Origin of the sequence: Desulfatiglans sp. (assembly GCA_012513605.1) — a bacterium.
In the GTDB taxonomy this organism is placed as follows: Bacteria; Desulfobacterota; DSM-4660; order Desulfatiglandales; family HGW-15; genus JAAZBV01.
On the sequence record JAAZBV010000130.1, the window covers coordinates 17,661 to 33,219 of the forward strand.

Consider the following 15,559-nt stretch of genomic DNA (forward strand, 5'->3'; position numbering starts at 1 on the left):
CATTATGTTAGGCAAGGAGTATAGGAAAAGTAAAATAGCGTGTCAAGGAGATAGAAATATATCAAGGTTAAGAGTTCTTGTTTATATATGAGATTCAATCTGAAGGTATAAAAAATAGGAGAATAAGCATGCCTTCTTTAAGTGCTGATAAAACAATTGCTCAACTATCTGTTTTCTGATAATAATTTTTAAAGTTTTTTAAAAGAGGTACGGGTATAAGATATAGATGATGTCTATCCGGAAGCTGAAGAAGAGACCATAAAATGTTGAGATATGAATAAACAATCCCTTAAAGATATAATCGCTCTCGGAGAAGGTTACACTACCGAGTTTAAGCGTTCGGGAACAACCGGGCTCGGAAGGGAGATTTGTGCTTTTGCGAATGCACTTGGTGGGGTAATTTTAATTGGGGTAAATGACTCTGGTGAAATTGTTGGAGTAAAAGATCACAACCGGTTGAAATCAGAGGTTCAGACCATAGCGCGTTCTGCTGATCCACCAGTCTTAATTGAAACATCAAGTGTTGATGATGTACTATATATTGAAATTTCTGAACAGCATAGCAAGCCATATTCATTTGCAGGCAAATTTTATATTCGTGAAGGGGCCACTTCACAGCAGATGTCACGAGAAGAAATTCGAGAATTTTTCTTTAAAGAAGGTCTTATTAAATATGATCAGGTTCTATGCATTGAATATGATTTCGATAATGACCTTACTCCTGAAATATGGAAAAAGTTCGCCAAAGCAGCTCGTATACCTCCTGACATAAAAATGGAAACAGCCCTCGGCAATCTTCATCTCATAAAAAATAAGAAGATGACCAATGCCGGCGCATGGTTACTGTGTCACGACATTACCAGATACAATATTCGTGCAGGGGTGACATGCGCACTCTTTCGGGGAACAAATAATGTTCATATATTAGATCGAAGAGCTTTTACAGGATGGAGCTGGTAGAGCAAATAGGCAGCGGAATAAACCGCATTAAAGAACTTTGCGAAGAATCCGGGGTAAAAATTCCGGCATTTGATGTATCCGGTAACTGGTTTACTGTAGTGTTCAACCGCAAGAACGTGGAAGTCACCCCCCAAGTCACCCCCCAAGTCACCCCCCAAGTCACCCCCCAAGTCGAAAAACTATTATCCATCCTGAATAGAGAAATGGGGCGTGTAGAAATAATGGATATTATGGGGTGCAAGGATAAGAAAAATTTTGTAAAAAATATACTCAATAAAGCGCTCAATAATGATCTGATTGAGATGACAGTCCCTGATAAGCCTAAATCACGAAATCAAAAATACAGGCTGACCGATAAAGAGAAGGCACTGATTATTCCTGTAAGCAAGTGATTTTGCAAAATGCATGATTCCACCCCCAAAATTTTGATTCACGAATACATTACCGGTGGAGGATGGAAAGAACCGGAACTGCCTGAGAGTCTAGCATCCGAAGGATTTTTAATGCTTTCTGCTCTTTTGGATGATTTCATGAAATGGGGGCGTCTTAAAGTATGCACAACCCTTGATAATAGACTGGCTGGTGCATCAATAGTTGCTGACAGCATTACAATCATAGACCAGGCTGAATATGAAAAAACCCTTTCCTCGCTTGCCAAAGAATGTGATTTTGCCATTATAATTGCGCCAGAAAGCAATGGTATCCTCGCGGATTTAAATGGGCTGATGAAAGAAAATAATACGGTACCATTAGGTTGTAATATCGGTGCAATCCGCGTCACAGGGGATAAGTGGGAATGTCATAAAATGCTCTCTAAAGCAGGTATACCTGTTCCTGAGACAATTGTAGAGACGGGTTTTAAACCCGTCTCTACTGCCAGATTAGACAACCCTTGCGGTATCAATTTCCCTCTAATCATAAAACCAGTTGATGGTGTTGGGTGTGAAGGTGTTAACCTTGTAAAAGATGCAAAGACGCTCCGCACCCTGCTTGAAGATGATCAATTATACCCTAACAGAGTTCTTTTTCAGGAATATATAAAGGGAGAACACCTGAGCGCATCAATCCTCTCAACAGGAAAGGAATTTATTATTCTGAGTTTGAACCGCCAGCATATCAGTGAAGGCACTCCTTTCAGATACTCGGGCGGAGAGATCATGCCTCCACCTGATAAGGGAGATGAACTGCATTACATTGTTAAAAAAATAATTGAGGTCATTCCGGGCCTGAAAGGATACTTTGGAGTTGATCTGATAAAGAGTAATGCCGGATACAGGGTCATTGAGATTAATCCAAGGCTTACCACATCATACACAGGTCTCAGGAAGGTAACTAATATCAATCTTGCAGAGGCGATCTATGAATCGGTTATAAATGGCAGGTTGCCTGACTCTGTAAAAATCTCAGGCAACTATACTTTTGCAAAAGAAATGATGATATAGATGCCTTCTATCTTAGATTGCAGCCCTCTTTTTTGCGTTTGTCTCCATTATAAGGGCTATCCTGTCATTGTTGAGTGGGTACAGGAGCAGTATTATAAGAAAGGCTGCAAGGCCCGCGCCTGATGGGATATAGCATATAATGTTCATCAGCCCCTGTAAAAATTCCTCTCCTGGTTCAATATTGGGCACATACCCGATATATCCAAGCCCTGCGGTTGCCATTGTGCCGGCAATGGCAGTTGCAGCCTTACCGGGCATAGTCATCATTGACATTATAAAGGCGCTTGCATCCTTACCGGTCTTGTAAAACCCGTATTCCGCCGCATCCATATACATTGCCTGGCGTATGGGGTAAACAGTCCCAGCCCCCAGAATTGAAACCACTATTATGGCAATAAATGCATAGGGATGATACAGCCCGAATACTCTCAGGGTAATGTATCCTATTGTTCCGCATGCCCCGGCAAAAAGATAGGTGTTTTTCTTACCCAGGATGCTGACTATTTTCGGGGATATTAACGCACTCGCAAATACAGCAAGGGATATTGAGAGAGAATATGGCTTCATTAACAGCTCATTCTGAGCCGCATACTTGAAGTAATACACAGCCAGGGTCTGGAGGCTGTATACCCCGATATTGATACAAATATCGGCACACAGGATTGTTAAAAGTGGTCTGTTGACAATAATCTGTTTGACCATTTCAAGATTAGTCCAGTGCCTGGATGGATCAAGATTTTTATCAGGGTTATACCTGTCATAATTCTTTACCTGATAACCAAGAAACCAGTATCCAAAGACCTGTATCACAGCCAGAATGGCTACAGTAATAAAATATCCCCATGTTGTACTGTATGAGCTAAGTTTGTAGAGGATAGTCAGCACAAAATAGGCATATATTATCTGGCTTCCCATGCGGAACTGATAATTCCTGGTTGAAAGGCGCAATCTCTCTTTGCTCTCTTTTGCCAGAACAGAGATCAGGCCCAGGTGGGCATTATATGCAAAGTTGAGGCTGATATGGGCTATGATATATACCAGGCTCAGATAGACTATTTTCGCGCCATAACTCAAGGTAAGATTCGTAAAGGTAAGCGTGAAAAAGATGCAGGTTATCACAGGGGGGAACAAAATCCATGTCCTGAACTGACCCCACCTAAACTGGGTCCGCTGTATTATGCTGCCGGAAACTGGTATTGAAACAACATCCACAATGTGGGTAATAAACATTATAAAGGCGACGTGGCCTGCTGCTATCATGGCGACATCGGTAAGAAACATGGCATAATACTGAACAGCCAGACTCATCATCAGGGTAAATGCGAAACTGGCAAAACCATAACTGCCTACAAGTAATCCCGGGAGTCTCTTTTCCACTGACATCTCCATATGCTAAAGTCTTTTTTAACTTTAATCAAAAGGGCATGTTACCGGCTCACCTTTACATCATATATTATTGTTTTTCAAGGTTTTCGATTGAAAACTGTGCTGATTGTGCTCTGTTTTATTTACTGAGACAGACAGGCGTTGCCATTGTGCAGCCTTATTCGTTAAGGCTTTTTTTTAAAAAACAACTCCTGTGTCGCCGCTGGCCTGGTTTACTTAACTCTTTTTGTTAGCCTGTGCATACTCATACCCGCGTTCAAATGCTTTTAAATTGATATCCACTGTCTTTCTGGGCACTGATTCAGAGACTGTATTTTTTGCAGATTCAAGTGATACAACACCTGTAATACCAACCAGAAAGCCTACCATAATGATATTTGCCATCATTTTGAGGCCCATTTCTTCTGCCAGCCTTGTCGCCGGGATAGCATAGCAGTCAAAAGGTGTATTAAGTTTTATAAGGGCCTGATCTATGATAAGTATTGTATCTTCAGTAATTATATCCCTGTATTTGTCATATCCTGCCTGGGACATGCAGACCAGGATATCAGGGGCATTGATATAGGGGTAATGTATCTGTTCATCAGCTATAGTCACCTGCACACTGCATGCGCCACCCCTTGATTCAGGTCCGTATGACTGAACCAGTGAACTCTCAAGTTTGTCAAAAATTGCAGCGGCCTTGCCGATGATACGTCCGGCCAATATAACACCCTGCCCGCCAAAACCTGTAATGATTATCTTTTTCTGCATTACTATCTTCCTGAATTAAGGTATCCTGCATGTCCTGTCATAATTTTCTATGCAGGTAGGACGCTCCCTGCTTACAAATTCACCAAGAATAATCTCCTTCTCAAAATCCATATCAAGCTCTGAAGGGTCTACATTATTCTTTATTATTGTCCTGTCGCGGTAGAGTTTGAGTGTTTCCAGGGATTTTTCCTTGTTTTTTCGGCCATAGTTAGTAGGGCAAGGAGCAAGCACCTCAATAAATGAGAACCCGCTTCGGGTAAGGGCCTTTTCTATGCAGGCAGTAAGTTTACGTATATGTAGCATTGTCCAGCGCGCCACATAGTTAGCGCCGGATGCCCATGCTAAGAGAGGCAGATTAAAAGGGGCATCAGGGTTTCCGAGCTGGGTGGTGGTGGTCTTTGCATTGACAGGTGTTGTTGCAGCAACCTGGCCTCCGGTCATGCCATAGATAAGGTTATTTACGCAGATCACTGTCATGTCCACGTTACGGCGTGCGCCATGTATAAAATGGTTACCGCCTATGGCAAAAAGATCGCCATCCCCGCTGAAAACGATTACGTTAAGTTCAGGGTTCGCAAGCTTGAGTCCGGTGGCAAAAGGAATAGCCCTTCCATGAGTGGTATGGAATGAATCAAGGTTCAGATACCCTGCACCGCGGCCAGTACACCCGATCCCTGATACCATGCAGGTCTTTTCCAGATCAATACCGCTTGAGATCATTGCCTTGAGGCAAGCAGAAAAGACCGTGCCTATACCGCACCCCGGGCACCAGATATGAGGGATCCTGTCTGTCCTGATCAGATGATCAAGCGGGTGGACTATTTCCGGCTGGGATGACTGTATTTCTGCTGCCATTAATAGACCTCCTTTATCCTGTTAAGCACCTGCTCAGGGGTTATTACTGTACCCCCTGCATGGCCTACCAGATGACATTCAGCCATACCGGCAGAGCTTCGCATTACCTCAAGGTGTATCTGACCATAGTTAATCTCTACAGTAATAAATGCCCTTGTCTTTTTTGCAAGCTCTCTTACCTTTTCCTCAGCAAAAGGCCATATGGTGAGGAGCTTTAAAAAGCCGACTTTCATACCAAGCGCCCTGGCCTGATTCATGGCTGAGAGGCTTGTCCTGGCGGATATGCCGTATGACACAAGGATAATCTCCGCATCATCAAGCTGATATGACTCTGTCATGATAATATCATCCCTGTTGTCCCGTATCTTTTTTACAATACGTTCCATCATCTGGGCCTGGGCCTCAACGGTCATTACAGGGTAACCCCTTTCGTCATGAGTAAGGCCTGTAACATGTATCTTGTAACCATCGCCTGCTGATGGCATTGGCGCAACACCGCTTTCCCCGGGTTGAAAAGGCATGAAACCCTCTTTTTCGCCCTTTGGTCTTGGCCTTGAAGCTGTAATTATCTCTTTAGCCTCGGGTATTATTACCTTTTCACTCATGTGCCCAATTACCTCATCGGCCATCAAAAGCACAGGGGTGCGGTATTTTTCGCTCAGGTTAAATGCTGTAATGGTCTGGCTGAACATCTCCTGGGCAGATGATGGCGCAAGGGCTATTATTTCATAATGGCCATGTGAACCCCAACGTGCCTGCATCATATCCCCCTGGGCGCCCATTGTGGGAAGCCCGGTAGAGGGGCCTGCCCGCTGCACATTAACAACAACACATGGGGTCTCGGTGCTTACGGCCAGACCTATGTTTTCCATCATAAGGCTGAAACCGGGCCCTGAGGTGGAGGTCATGCTTTTAACACCTGCCCATGATGCCCCAATAATGGATGCCATTGCGGCAATTTCATCTTCCATCTGGATGAAGGTGCCTCCTACCTCAGGCAGGCATTTGGACATGTGTTCAGCGATCTCTGTTGCAGGGGTGATGGGATACCCGCCAAAAAATTTGCAGCCTGCTGCCAACGCCCCCTCGGCGCATGCCTCATCGCCTGTTATATAATGTTCGCCTGTTATAACTGCTGGTCTCATATTTTCTCGTAATTAAAGTTTGGATATAGTATGCACCTCTGAAAAAATGGCAAACTCCGGGCAGATAATCTCGCAATAATGGCAGTTTACACACTCATTCGGATTCTGGGCCACAGGGAGGTGGTACCCCTTTTTATTAAATCCCTTTGAAAAGGCCAATACGGATCGCGGACAGAATTCTATGCAATACCCGCAGCCTTTGCACCGCTCTTCAATAATGACCACCCTTCCTTTTGCAATTTTAATAACATCGGTGTCATATGGTTCACCCAAGAATTTCATGTCTTATTCCTTCACACCTTTAAATTATCCCGGAGCCTTAAAATTGATGCCCTGGATATATTAATTTGAATATGCAAATATATTAATCTAACAGTAAAATCAATATATTTCATCATGCATGATAATTCTTTTTGGGATACCCATAAGGTTTCGCGTCGTATAATAACACTTGTATTTAAGGCTATGATTTATTCCAGGAAATCTCTTCTTGAATAACACTTATGACTATGGCAAATTGTAATGGAGCGGTCAGCCATTAGCTTAATCCAGAAATGGATAAGTGAATTGTTAAGTTGACCGGAAATAGCTTAATCATTGATGTCAGGTTTTAATAATTATACATAAAAATTTACCTGGGTAAAGATATGGATTCGGAAATATTCGGTTTTGAGTCTTTGGAGTTTAGCCTGTACACCAAAGACTCACAAATAAACAGGCTTGGTTGCTTTTCTGAAAGGGTAATCCCTGCTGAGACATTTATTGTGGAATATAAAGGAGATATAATCTCAGATGAAGATGCATATAAACGTGAATCAGATCCTTCACGGCCAGGCATATACACATTCTGGATAAACGACAACATCGTAATTGATGGCTTAGGAAACGGGAACATTGCAAAGTATATTAATCATTCCTGTGATCCGAATTGTTATTATACCTTTGAAGGAAACCGGGTGTTGATTTTTGCATTGAAGGATATATACCAAAATGAAGAGTTGACCATTGACTATAGTTACGAATCTGAAGGTGAAAAGATTACCTGCTCATGTGGTTCAGAAAAATGCCGGGGATTTATTAACTCTGACGAATAAAACGGTATACTATTGATTGCTACCAAAAAGGCAAGATTGTGTGAAGCTATATTAACAGTGTTTTAATAATGGGCGAAAAAAGTAAAAGGGCTAATGCTATAAGGTTATTAGGTTTAATGGTTTAAACCTTATAACCTGTGTTGTCCCGCTTTATTTGGCCGGAGTAATCTATGAAATACTTTAGGTATTGGGTGAAAGAATCATTCCAGATTCATGTTAACGGCAAATTGCAAGAAATCAGTATTTTATCTGGTTCAAATGAATCCAGGGAGGATGCACATAAAGAAGCAGAAGCCAAGGCTCGAAAAATCGAAGAACGAATTAAGAATAGGAGCGTAAAAGAGGATTATGAAGTCGCCATTAAAGAACATGTACATGAAATAATTAATGATTCTAATATTATTTCAATATGTAGATACGGGGCAAAGATTCTAAATACGACCCAGTACACTATTTTGGATTTGGATGACTATCGGTTCGAGTTTTTTGATCTATTTGGCCGGCTGAGGAAGATGTCTAAAAAGGAAAGAATCGTTTATAAGTTCGAGCGAGATGTGTCAAAATTTTCAAAGCTTGGCAAGGATTTCCGTATATACGAAACAACCAAAGGAATACGCGTGATCGGCAAACAATATGTTGTACCATCAGGAAAGGAATATACATCGATGATGCGTAGACTATTTGTCGATTGGGTCTATATTGAGCTGTCAAAAAAGCAAAATTGTTACAGAGCCAGACTCACACCCAAACCGTATCGGATAAAAACAGATACAATAAAAATAAGAAGCCCACTCGATTGTGAATCAAGCAACTATCATGATTGGGCTGAAAAATATGAGGCTGCCTCACAAAAATATAGCGTGGTCAAATTGTTAAAAACTATCGGAAGAGACTTTTCACATGAAGCGATTATCAAATTACATGACCAAACCTGTAACGAGAGCATGCATGGCAGGCTCGCATAAAAAAATATAAATAAAAAAGCGGCCAACATTTTCATCAAGCTGGCTTTGCGAAAAACCCGCCAAGCCGCTTATACAAGGTTACATTCTTTCAAGGTTTACTAAATCATGAACCCTGTAACACACCTACTCACTGGTTGGGCTTTGGCCGGGTCATTCAGGATAAACCGCCTTGAACGGGCCATTGTGACAATTGCAGGCATTATCCCGGATATTGATGGTGCAGGCATTATATATGATTATCTTTCTGCCGGCCCCGGTTTTCAGCCCTGGCTATATTGGAAATATCACCATGTCCTCGGTCACAACATTGGTTTTTGCCTTTTATTATGTCTCATAACATTCTCTTTTACAAAACGCAGGCTGATAACCAGCCTTCTGGTTTTTATAAGTTTTCATATCCACCTGCTTTTCGACATTGCTGGGTCAAGGGGGCCGGATGGATACCAGTGGCCCATCCCTTACCTCAATCCATTTTCAGATGCATGGCAACTTGTCTGGCAGGGGCAGTGGGGGTTGAATAGCTGGCAGAATATTGTTGTAACATTAATTGAATTGCTGATAATGCTGTACATCGCCTGGAGAAAAGGTATATCTCCGCTGGAGATGGTATCAGTAAAGGCCAACAATGCATTTGTTAACTCTTTGAGAAAACGATTTAAAAATCCGCATGATATAAAAGAAAAAAATAATTGATCCGCATATTTGGAGTAGGAACCACAAGAAGTTTAAGGGCTCACTGGGAAATGAAAGAAAAAAATCTTAACAGGGGACAGGCTTACTGAGGCTGACATCATGGGAGTAATAAGCCTCATATGGGCAAGGAAGCTGATTCCCCATGGGGTAATTATCCCTGAGACGTGCCTTGAATATACAGATACCCTGATGGAAAGGCCGCAATTTAAATAGGATGGAAAGAAAATTATGACTAACAGCATAATTAATATCAGTCTCCATATGGAGGTTGATATATAAGCATCGATTCACTCGGCCTACCTGACTCTATTACGACATCAATATTACATGTTGACAAATATCTCATTATGAGATAATTATTTGTCATGCATATAATCACTCGAAAAAGGATATTTGAGTTTTCTAAAAAGCATCCTGATTGTTCCTCTGCCCTTGAATCCTGGTACAGGATAGTTAAAAGGACTAATTTCAATTCTTTCGTTGAACTCCGAAACACTTTTCCGAGTGCGGACAATGTTGGGAATTTAACAGTTTTTAATATAGGCGGGAATAAAGCCCGTTTGATTGCAGCTATACATTATAACACTCATCGGATTTATATCCGGCATATTCTTACTCATAAAGAATATGATCGAGGGAATTGGAGGAAATGATGAATACCCAGCTTAAAAAAATTGCAGAAGTCTGGCCTGATATTCAACCAGTATTTTCTGTGCCACATAATAAGGAAGAGTATGAAAGGATGGTAACGCTTCTTGATAGCATCATAGACGAAGTGGGGAATAATGAGAACCATCCATTAACCTCTCTTATGGAGACGATTGGAAGCCTTATTGAAGTATATGAGTCAAACCATGTTGATGAGATAGAAGGAAATCCCTGTGATACCCTGAATTACTTAATGGAGGAGCATGGCCTCAAACAATCTGACCTGCCTGAAATAGGGTCACAGGGTGTTATATCTGAAATATTATCAGGCAAACGGCAACTAAACGTCCGCCAGATAAAATCATTAAGCACACGCTTCAATGTGTCTCCGGCAGTTTTAATTTAGCTTCTAATCTATAGGTTTAAGTAATGGCAGAGGTTCCCACGATATGAACGGAGTGATTCTGCGTTTATATATTCCCAGGTCGTCGTAATATATTACATCATAGACATGTTTATCTTCCTTGAAGTACTGGTTTGCCCTGTGCAGTGATTCATAACAGGGTATGATACCGATGTTGTCCTGAGCGAGCAATCTCATACGAATACCTTCCGGGTCAGATATGGAGATAGGCAACGATGCATCATAAATGGCTAAAAACATCTTGATTGTTTCTTTTAATCTGCCGAGGGATCCCCCACGAAGTTCAATGACAAATCCTTCCTTCCTGGAAAAATGCGGACGAAACACACTAAGGTCTATATGGGTAGTATTTCCACCCCGTTTGATCTCCCATGGATGCCCGTCGCTTGTCTTTTTTGCATGCTTTCCATCAATCCAGTCTGCAAATTCCTGGTAGGAATCTTCATTAATATCAAGAAGCCCTTCATGCCTTCCATCAGCATATCGTTTGTACATCTCCCTGCCAGATAAATTTACATCGACATGATCATCCTTTCGCTTTCCGGCGATATAGGCAATCCTGCAATAGTCAAAGTATTCTTTTGCAGTCATGTTTTCGCGGATAAAGTTTTTATCTTTATGAAAATATCCCTCTTCCACTAGCCGGATAAATCTTCGGCTATCTGTTTTACCCAGATCCTTATCAAGTTTATAGAAGTCAGAAAAAGAGGCTTTTATGAGCGAGTTCTGCACAACACCATAACGGCGATTGAGTGGATATTGCTCCTGTACCTGTCTGTTCGCTTTTATCCAGTTTTTTTTGACCTTTTTTAACCATGAAACCGCCGAGGTTACTATTGGCCCCCAGACGCGCGACGGATCATCACTGCCATCTTTGTAGGACGAACCCCCAAAGGAGTCTGTCACCTGCACACCCTTTCCCGGGGAAACCTCCAAAGGGCAGTTATTTCCATCTATATGATATAGGTAGTAAATTTTATTATAGTAAACAACCTTGAGATGATGCCATTGGGATTTGTTGTCTGGAAAAATCAAATCCCATATTCTGTCAGTGCCTGAAATATTGTAATCGTAGTCTTTTAAGATCTTCACACAGTTATATATAGCTTCTTCAAATTTCATTGTTTTTTCCATACATCATTATTCAATCTTGGAGAAATTTATCAAGTTCAGATTCATTCATTTGGGGTACATTATGTTTTTTCGCCAAAGACTCTGAAAACTGATAAAAATTTTTCCGATAATCTTTATCTTTGACAATCTCCTTTATTAGAGCCATCTTTTTTTCAAATGCCAATTGGCAAACCAGTTCTTTGATCTGGTTATAATTAACATCAATATTTTTTATTCTTGCTATATACATTCCTATGGCTTCCTTTTCCACTAACCCGGCCTACCTGACCAATGCCGGCGAACCACATAAGGTTGGTTCTGCATAATAGTATCCTATCATGTTGAAAGCCAGATTGGGAGCTTAATACTCCTCCTCCTCATCATCATACTCTTCGTCATCAGTAATATATTCCCACATTTCATTTTGATGCAGCCAGATTGGATCAGCATTTCTTATAATGAATTCATCAACATCCATTCCATCAATTGTCGGTGGGCGTTTTACCCGCTTCTGTTTTCCATTTATGAATATGGTTTCATATTCTTTTTTCCGCCTCTTCTTCGCAGCATTTTCGGCGGCAGTAAGTTTTCGTTTACGTTTTGCCATTATTTATATTCTCTATTCACTCCCAATATTTCGGCTAAGAGGCAGTCTGTAGGCCGGGTTAAGCGAAGCAACCCGACTTTATTCCAATCAAATTTTACTCAACACTTCATCTCAGTTTTAAAAGAATCATTTTACTTTTCAGCCATCATTTTAAGTGATGTCTGATTATTAACCCAACCTTCTACATGACTGGCTCGGCGAGCTTTTTGCCAAATCTGGTTGATTAGCGGCTAGGCGCATTCTTTCCAATGCTTCATATATAAAGAACCAAATTCTACGATTGCCAAGCCATCACATAACAACTGTGGATGGAATAATACTGGTCTAGGCGGTTCTTCCTTATATGAATGCAGAAAAACAAAAGAAGGCCTCCCAATATTTTCTTGTTCTTCATCAATTGCATCAAATTTATCGAATTCCATGGTTTTAATTAATTTCATTTTTTCACTTTCAAGTTGATTGTAACGGTCACCTTCTTCTTTCGTCATTTCGGATGGGGGAATATAAAGTGGGATTCTATGGGCTAACGCATCACGATATGATTTTAAATATTTTTCATGCCAGTTGGTAATTGTTTCAGAAGCAAGATATTCACGAAGCGGTAGTGGGAGATGTTTGCTTGTGCTCTTTCGGAACAAACCTACACCATGTTTCCCACCCACTATTTGTAACAAATCATGGTGATAAATAAAAGCCCAAGCCCAATTATCAAAAATTCCAAAAAGGTTCATTACATACGCATGGAGATTAATCTGGACATCATAGAGTGTGTCATTTTGGAGTGGCTTTTTTGTGCCCAAGGGAAAATCATTGAAAATGTTTTTTAAACATTTATTTATTATTTTCAACCTTCGCCCCGCACCATGTAATAGGTGCTCTTTAACACCCACATGGCCTGTTTCTTGACCAGCCATTACTGTTTGTAATATAAGGATTTGAAGGCTTTGACACACTTTTTTGTATTGTTCATTAAATTGTCTAATCTGATAATCTGAGTATGCCATGCAAATTTACTCTCTTTGCGCCTAACTCTTCCCCTTACTGCGGGGTTCGGTGTGCATTAAGGGCCGGGGCGCTTTATCGCCCGGTCACTGTAGCTGCGCTTGTTAGCGATTTCAAGTAATTACATAAATTGTTTGCTGTAATTATATATTGTTCGGTACTTGTATTTGATATTTCAATTTCTGATGCATGAACTGCGTCATTTCTAAGTGCACGAAGGTCATGCAACAAGACCGCTATGGGGCCACTTATGATTTCTGCTTTTCTAAACTGGTCTATAAACCTTTTTATATTTCCCTGCTTTATATCTTGTAGATTCATTCGTTTTGCGGCTTCTTTCAATTCATATTCCACTGAACGCCATGCTTCCATTATAGCAGCACGGGGTGATATATCTGCTATTTCTCTTAAAGCAGTAATAGGAACTATGGTGTGCTCGATAAGCTTTTCAGATTCCAAAGGCAAGATAGCTTCAGCGCGTTTTTCCAACTCTCCGAACTCTAAGTTTAAGTCCTTATATTGAAATTTTTTGATTTGAGGAAGTAATTTTCCTAAAGGTTTCCTCAGAATTATTACCGCAATTATTACCGTTATTGGCCAAGCTAAGTTTCCTATAAGGCTAGATATAAATGTGAGCCAGTCCATATTCCCTCTTTTATTTAATCGCTAACATTGATTATATAGTTACTGTCTATTTACTAAGCCCAATAAACCTTGCTTAATATACAATACATTTTTTGATTTGATTAACTGTTTATCCTGCTATATGGGCAAATAAAAAAACTGCCTATAATAAAATTTCTCATTTTAAACTACAGCTCTCACTTTTTCGGTGCTGGCATTTCACAGCCATTCGGGCAGACTGTTAAAGTGTGCACATAACGCACCTTTCCATTTTCCACCCTGAATATATGTGAGTCAGGCCAGCCATCCTTGGCGCCAAAATCCGCAAGACCTATAACCGTACCCATATCAACATCCACAATAAACCTGCGGTTTGAAATCTCAACACTCCCTTCAAGGGGCGGGCCGCCTGTGCAGGATGCATCCGGTTTATCATCAGGGTTTGTATATATGCCCCCTTCGAGCCTTGCGCAGGGTATATTCCATGGCACATCATCTGCGGTAGAAAAGTCTTTGAATACATCGAAATAGGCGTTTGCCACACGGATAAGTGTCTCACGGCTGCTTCTCATTTGAGGGGCAAGGATATCCCATTTTTCTTTTGGGGAATATTTCAGGTAATTGGCCGCATTAAAGAGCCAGTCATTTTCCCCAGCTTTAATTTCATTTGCCTGAATAAAAAAACCTGTTAAGAGTAACGCAAGAACCACCAGTTTACGAGACATAGGCCCTCCGATCTTTTATATTGGTTAACATGTTTGATGAGAAAGATGACAGAGCATAGGACTCACTGTCCTGTGAGTCAAGAAATTATTAGTATGCAGGTCTCACAGTTTGACAAAAAATAAAATAATCAGCATAAAAAATTATTACCTAAAAACAATAAAATGGATTAATATCATGCATATTTTAGTTACCGGAGCTGAATAAATTGGAATCTGAAACCTTCTCTATTGAGATGAACGTAAGGGATTATGAATGTGACATGCAGGGGATTGTTAATAACTCTGTTTACCAGAACTACCTTGAACACGCACGGCATGAATACCTCAGGTCAATTGGTATTGATTTTAAAATGTATGCTGAAAAACGCATAAACCTGGTGGTAATAAGAATAGAGCTGGACTATAAACACCCCCTCACCAGCGGAGACAGATTTCTTGTCACAGTGGATATAAAAAAGGAATCCAGGATAAAATTTGCATTTTTTCAGGATATATACCTGCTCCCTGATAAAAAACCTGTATTATACGGCAAGGTAATCGGGGTGGCTGTTAATTCTCAGGGAAGGCCCCATATACCTGATGAATTTAAAGACATATTTGCTTTATAATAAGGCCATATGCATTTTTATCTTCAGATAAATCTAACCTTTAATGGAGGAAAAGAATGCCGCTTATAAATTGGGAAGAGAGCCTAAGTGTAAAGGTTTCTGAAATAGATAATCAGCATAAAAAACTTGTCGGGCTCATTAACACACTTCATGATGCCATGAAGGAGCGAAAAGCAAATGAGGCCCTGGGAGGAATAATAGACGAGCTTGTTAATTATGCACTTAACCATTTTCAGACTGAGGAAAGGTATTTTGATAAGTTCGGTTATTTAAAAGCTACTGCACATAAAAAAGAGCACAAGGATTTTATAAACAGGGTTGCTGCCTTCAAGGATGATTTTGCCAGAAACAGGATAATGTTATCTATGGAGATAATGGAGTTTTTAAAGGGCTGGCTCATAAACCATATAAAGAAGGTGGACATGGCCTATTCGGATTTTTTTATCGAAAATGGTTTGAAATAATCTCTTTCAGCAGAGGCTAAATTACATATTTTCATTTCTTTCCAGAGGATT

21 protein-coding genes are annotated in these 15,559 nt (G+C 40.6%); 10 read left to right on the forward strand and 11 right to left on the reverse strand.

What is annotated here, in order from left to right; genetic code table 11:
• The first annotated feature begins 273 nt into the window (after positions 1-273).
• From GX654_17440 to GX654_17450, 3 genes are read left to right on the forward strand one after another with little or no spacing between them, the layout of a single operon-like run.
• A complete protein-coding gene (locus tag GX654_17440; protein ID NLD38647.1) occupies positions 274-960 on the forward strand; it encodes a hypothetical protein in 687 nt (228 codons plus the stop codon).
• Positions 948-1,352: a hypothetical protein gene (locus tag GX654_17445; GenBank protein ID NLD38648.1), complete on the forward strand. Its 405-nt coding sequence runs from the start codon at positions 948-950 to the stop codon at positions 1,350-1,352. The genes GX654_17440 and GX654_17445 overlap by 13 nt, the downstream gene beginning before the upstream one ends.
• A gap of 9 nt (positions 1,353-1,361) precedes the next feature.
• A complete protein-coding gene (locus tag GX654_17450) occupies positions 1,362-2,402 on the forward strand; it encodes an ATP-grasp domain-containing protein (GenBank protein NLD38649.1) in 1,041 nt (346 codons plus the stop codon).
• Positions 2,403-2,414: 12 nt separating this feature from the next.
• On the opposite strand, the gene GX654_17455 is transcribed toward GX654_17450, so the two are convergent.
• The 5 genes from GX654_17455 to GX654_17475 form a co-directional block, all read right to left on the reverse strand.
• Positions 2,415-3,779, reverse strand: a complete 1,365-nt coding sequence (locus tag GX654_17455) for a hypothetical protein (protein NLD38650.1) — start codon at positions 3,777-3,779, stop codon at positions 2,415-2,417.
• Between the two features lie 225 nt (positions 3,780-4,004).
• Positions 4,005-4,541, reverse strand: a complete 537-nt coding sequence (locus GX654_17460) for a pyruvate ferredoxin oxidoreductase (GenBank protein NLD38651.1) — start codon at positions 4,539-4,541, stop codon at positions 4,005-4,007.
• Between the two features lie 15 nt (positions 4,542-4,556).
• A complete protein-coding gene (locus tag GX654_17465; protein NLD38652.1) occupies positions 4,557-5,396 on the reverse strand; it encodes a 2-oxoacid:ferredoxin oxidoreductase subunit beta in 840 nt (279 codons plus the stop codon).
• The gene (locus GX654_17470; protein ID NLD38653.1) at positions 5,396-6,541 is read right to left on the reverse strand and encodes a 2-oxoacid:acceptor oxidoreductase subunit alpha; all 1,146 of its coding nucleotides are present in this window, start codon (positions 6,539-6,541) and stop codon (positions 5,396-5,398) included. Before GX654_17470 ends, GX654_17465 begins: the two co-directional genes overlap by 1 nt.
• Before the next feature lie 12 nt (positions 6,542-6,553).
• The gene (locus tag GX654_17475; GenBank protein ID NLD38654.1) at positions 6,554-6,823 is read right to left on the reverse strand and encodes a ferredoxin family protein; all 270 of its coding nucleotides are present in this window, start codon (positions 6,821-6,823) and stop codon (positions 6,554-6,556) included.
• 365 nt (positions 6,824-7,188) lie between these two features.
• Here GX654_17475 and GX654_17480 point away from each other — a divergent pair, with 365 nt between their 5' ends.
• The 5 genes from GX654_17480 (at position 7,189) to GX654_17500 (ending at position 10,347) form a co-directional block, all read left to right on the forward strand.
• Positions 7,189-7,635 (forward strand): SET domain-containing protein-lysine N-methyltransferase, encoded by a 447-nt coding sequence (locus GX654_17480; GenBank protein ID NLD38655.1) that lies wholly within the window; start codon positions 7,189-7,191, stop codon positions 7,633-7,635.
• Between the two features lie 170 nt (positions 7,636-7,805).
• Complete coding sequence (locus GX654_17485) at positions 7,806-8,600, forward strand: hypothetical protein (GenBank protein NLD38656.1); 795 nt, start codon at positions 7,806-7,808, stop codon at positions 8,598-8,600.
• 105 nt (positions 8,601-8,705) lie between these two features.
• The gene (locus GX654_17490) at positions 8,706-9,293 is read left to right on the forward strand and encodes a metal-dependent hydrolase (protein NLD38657.1); all 588 of its coding nucleotides are present in this window, start codon (positions 8,706-8,708) and stop codon (positions 9,291-9,293) included.
• A gap of 365 nt (positions 9,294-9,658) precedes the next feature.
• Positions 9,659-9,946 carry a type II toxin-antitoxin system HigB family toxin gene (locus GX654_17495; GenBank protein NLD38658.1) on the forward strand — a complete coding sequence of 96 codons (288 nt, stop codon included), beginning with the start codon at positions 9,659-9,661 and terminating at the stop codon, positions 9,944-9,946.
• A complete protein-coding gene (locus tag GX654_17500; GenBank protein ID NLD38659.1) occupies positions 9,946-10,347 on the forward strand; it encodes a transcriptional regulator in 402 nt (133 codons plus the stop codon). The genes GX654_17495 and GX654_17500 overlap by 1 nt, the downstream gene beginning before the upstream one ends.
• Positions 10,348-10,350: 3 nt before the next feature.
• Here the strand turns inward: GX654_17500 and GX654_17505 are convergent, their stop codons facing one another.
• The 6 genes from GX654_17505 to GX654_17530 all read right to left on the reverse strand — a co-directional run bounded on the left by GX654_17505 (position 10,351) and on the right by GX654_17530 (position 14,436).
• Positions 10,351-11,487 (reverse strand): hypothetical protein, encoded by a 1,137-nt coding sequence (locus GX654_17505; protein NLD38660.1) that lies wholly within the window; start codon positions 11,485-11,487, stop codon positions 10,351-10,353.
• 22 nt (positions 11,488-11,509) lie between these two features.
• The gene (locus GX654_17510; GenBank protein ID NLD38661.1) at positions 11,510-11,722 is read right to left on the reverse strand and encodes a hypothetical protein; all 213 of its coding nucleotides are present in this window, start codon (positions 11,720-11,722) and stop codon (positions 11,510-11,512) included.
• 117 nt (positions 11,723-11,839) lie between these two features.
• Positions 11,840-12,085: a hypothetical protein gene (locus GX654_17515; GenBank protein ID NLD38662.1), complete on the reverse strand. Its 246-nt coding sequence runs from the start codon at positions 12,083-12,085 to the stop codon at positions 11,840-11,842.
• A 230-nt stretch (positions 12,086-12,315) separates the two neighbouring features.
• On the reverse strand, positions 12,316-13,089 hold the full coding sequence (locus tag GX654_17520) for a hypothetical protein (GenBank protein NLD38663.1): 774 nt from the start codon (positions 13,087-13,089) through the stop codon (positions 12,316-12,318).
• A gap of 73 nt (positions 13,090-13,162) precedes the next feature.
• Positions 13,163-13,732, reverse strand: coding sequence for a DUF4145 domain-containing protein (locus GX654_17525; GenBank protein ID NLD38664.1), 570 nt, complete (start codon positions 13,730-13,732; stop codon positions 13,163-13,165).
• 176 nt (positions 13,733-13,908) lie between these two features.
• Complete coding sequence (locus tag GX654_17530) at positions 13,909-14,436, reverse strand: hypothetical protein (protein ID NLD38665.1); 528 nt, start codon at positions 14,434-14,436, stop codon at positions 13,909-13,911.
• 233 nt (positions 14,437-14,669) lie between these two features.
• Between GX654_17530 and GX654_17535 the strand changes: the two genes are divergently transcribed.
• Together GX654_17535 and GX654_17540 are read left to right on the forward strand one after the other, a co-directional pair.
• Positions 14,670-15,044, forward strand: a complete 375-nt coding sequence (locus tag GX654_17535; GenBank protein NLD38666.1) for an acyl-CoA thioesterase — start codon at positions 14,670-14,672, stop codon at positions 15,042-15,044.
• 56 nt (positions 15,045-15,100) lie between these two features.
• Positions 15,101-15,508, forward strand: a complete 408-nt coding sequence (locus tag GX654_17540) for a hemerythrin family protein (protein NLD38667.1) — start codon at positions 15,101-15,103, stop codon at positions 15,506-15,508.
• The last annotated feature ends 51 nt before the right edge of the window (positions 15,509-15,559 follow it).

Bases quoted from the DNA above. Each gene is read 5' to 3' on its own strand.
- GX654_17440 (NLD38647.1), top strand. From the start codon at position 274: ATGAATAAACAATCCCTTAAAGATATAATCGCTCTCGGAGAAGGTTAC.
- GX654_17445 (NLD38648.1), top strand. From the start codon at position 948: ATGGAGCTGGTAGAGCAAATAGGCAGCGGAATAAACCGCATTAAAGAA.
- GX654_17450 (NLD38649.1), top strand. From the start codon at position 1,362: ATGCATGATTCCACCCCCAAAATTTTGATTCACGAATACATTACCGGT.
- GX654_17460 (NLD38651.1), bottom strand. From the start codon at position 4,541: ATGCAGAAAAAGATAATCATTACAGGTTTTGGCGGGCAGGGTGTTATA.
- GX654_17465 (NLD38652.1), bottom strand. From the start codon at position 5,396: ATGGCAGCAGAAATACAGTCATCCCAGCCGGAAATAGTCCACCCGCTT.
- GX654_17470 (NLD38653.1), bottom strand. From the start codon at position 6,541: ATGAGACCAGCAGTTATAACAGGCGAACATTATATAACAGGCGATGAG.
- GX654_17475 (NLD38654.1), bottom strand. From the start codon at position 6,823: ATGAAATTCTTGGGTGAACCATATGACACCGATGTTATTAAAATTGCA.
- GX654_17480 (NLD38655.1), top strand. From the start codon at position 7,189: ATGGATTCGGAAATATTCGGTTTTGAGTCTTTGGAGTTTAGCCTGTAC.
- GX654_17485 (NLD38656.1), top strand. From the start codon at position 7,806: ATGAAATACTTTAGGTATTGGGTGAAAGAATCATTCCAGATTCATGTT.
- GX654_17490 (NLD38657.1), top strand. From the start codon at position 8,706: ATGAACCCTGTAACACACCTACTCACTGGTTGGGCTTTGGCCGGGTCA.
- GX654_17495 (NLD38658.1), top strand. From the start codon at position 9,659: ATGCATATAATCACTCGAAAAAGGATATTTGAGTTTTCTAAAAAGCAT.
- GX654_17500 (NLD38659.1), top strand. From the start codon at position 9,946: ATGAATACCCAGCTTAAAAAAATTGCAGAAGTCTGGCCTGATATTCAA.
- GX654_17505 (NLD38660.1), bottom strand. From the start codon at position 11,487: ATGAAATTTGAAGAAGCTATATATAACTGTGTGAAGATCTTAAAAGAC.
- GX654_17515 (NLD38662.1), bottom strand. From the start codon at position 12,085: ATGGCAAAACGTAAACGAAAACTTACTGCCGCCGAAAATGCTGCGAAG.
- GX654_17520 (NLD38663.1), bottom strand. From the start codon at position 13,089: ATGGCATACTCAGATTATCAGATTAGACAATTTAATGAACAATACAAA.
- GX654_17525 (NLD38664.1), bottom strand. From the start codon at position 13,732: ATGGACTGGCTCACATTTATATCTAGCCTTATAGGAAACTTAGCTTGG.
- GX654_17530 (NLD38665.1), bottom strand. From the start codon at position 14,436: ATGTCTCGTAAACTGGTGGTTCTTGCGTTACTCTTAACAGGTTTTTTT.
- GX654_17535 (NLD38666.1), top strand. From the start codon at position 14,670: ATGAACGTAAGGGATTATGAATGTGACATGCAGGGGATTGTTAATAAC.
- GX654_17540 (NLD38667.1), top strand. From the start codon at position 15,101: ATGCCGCTTATAAATTGGGAAGAGAGCCTAAGTGTAAAGGTTTCTGAA.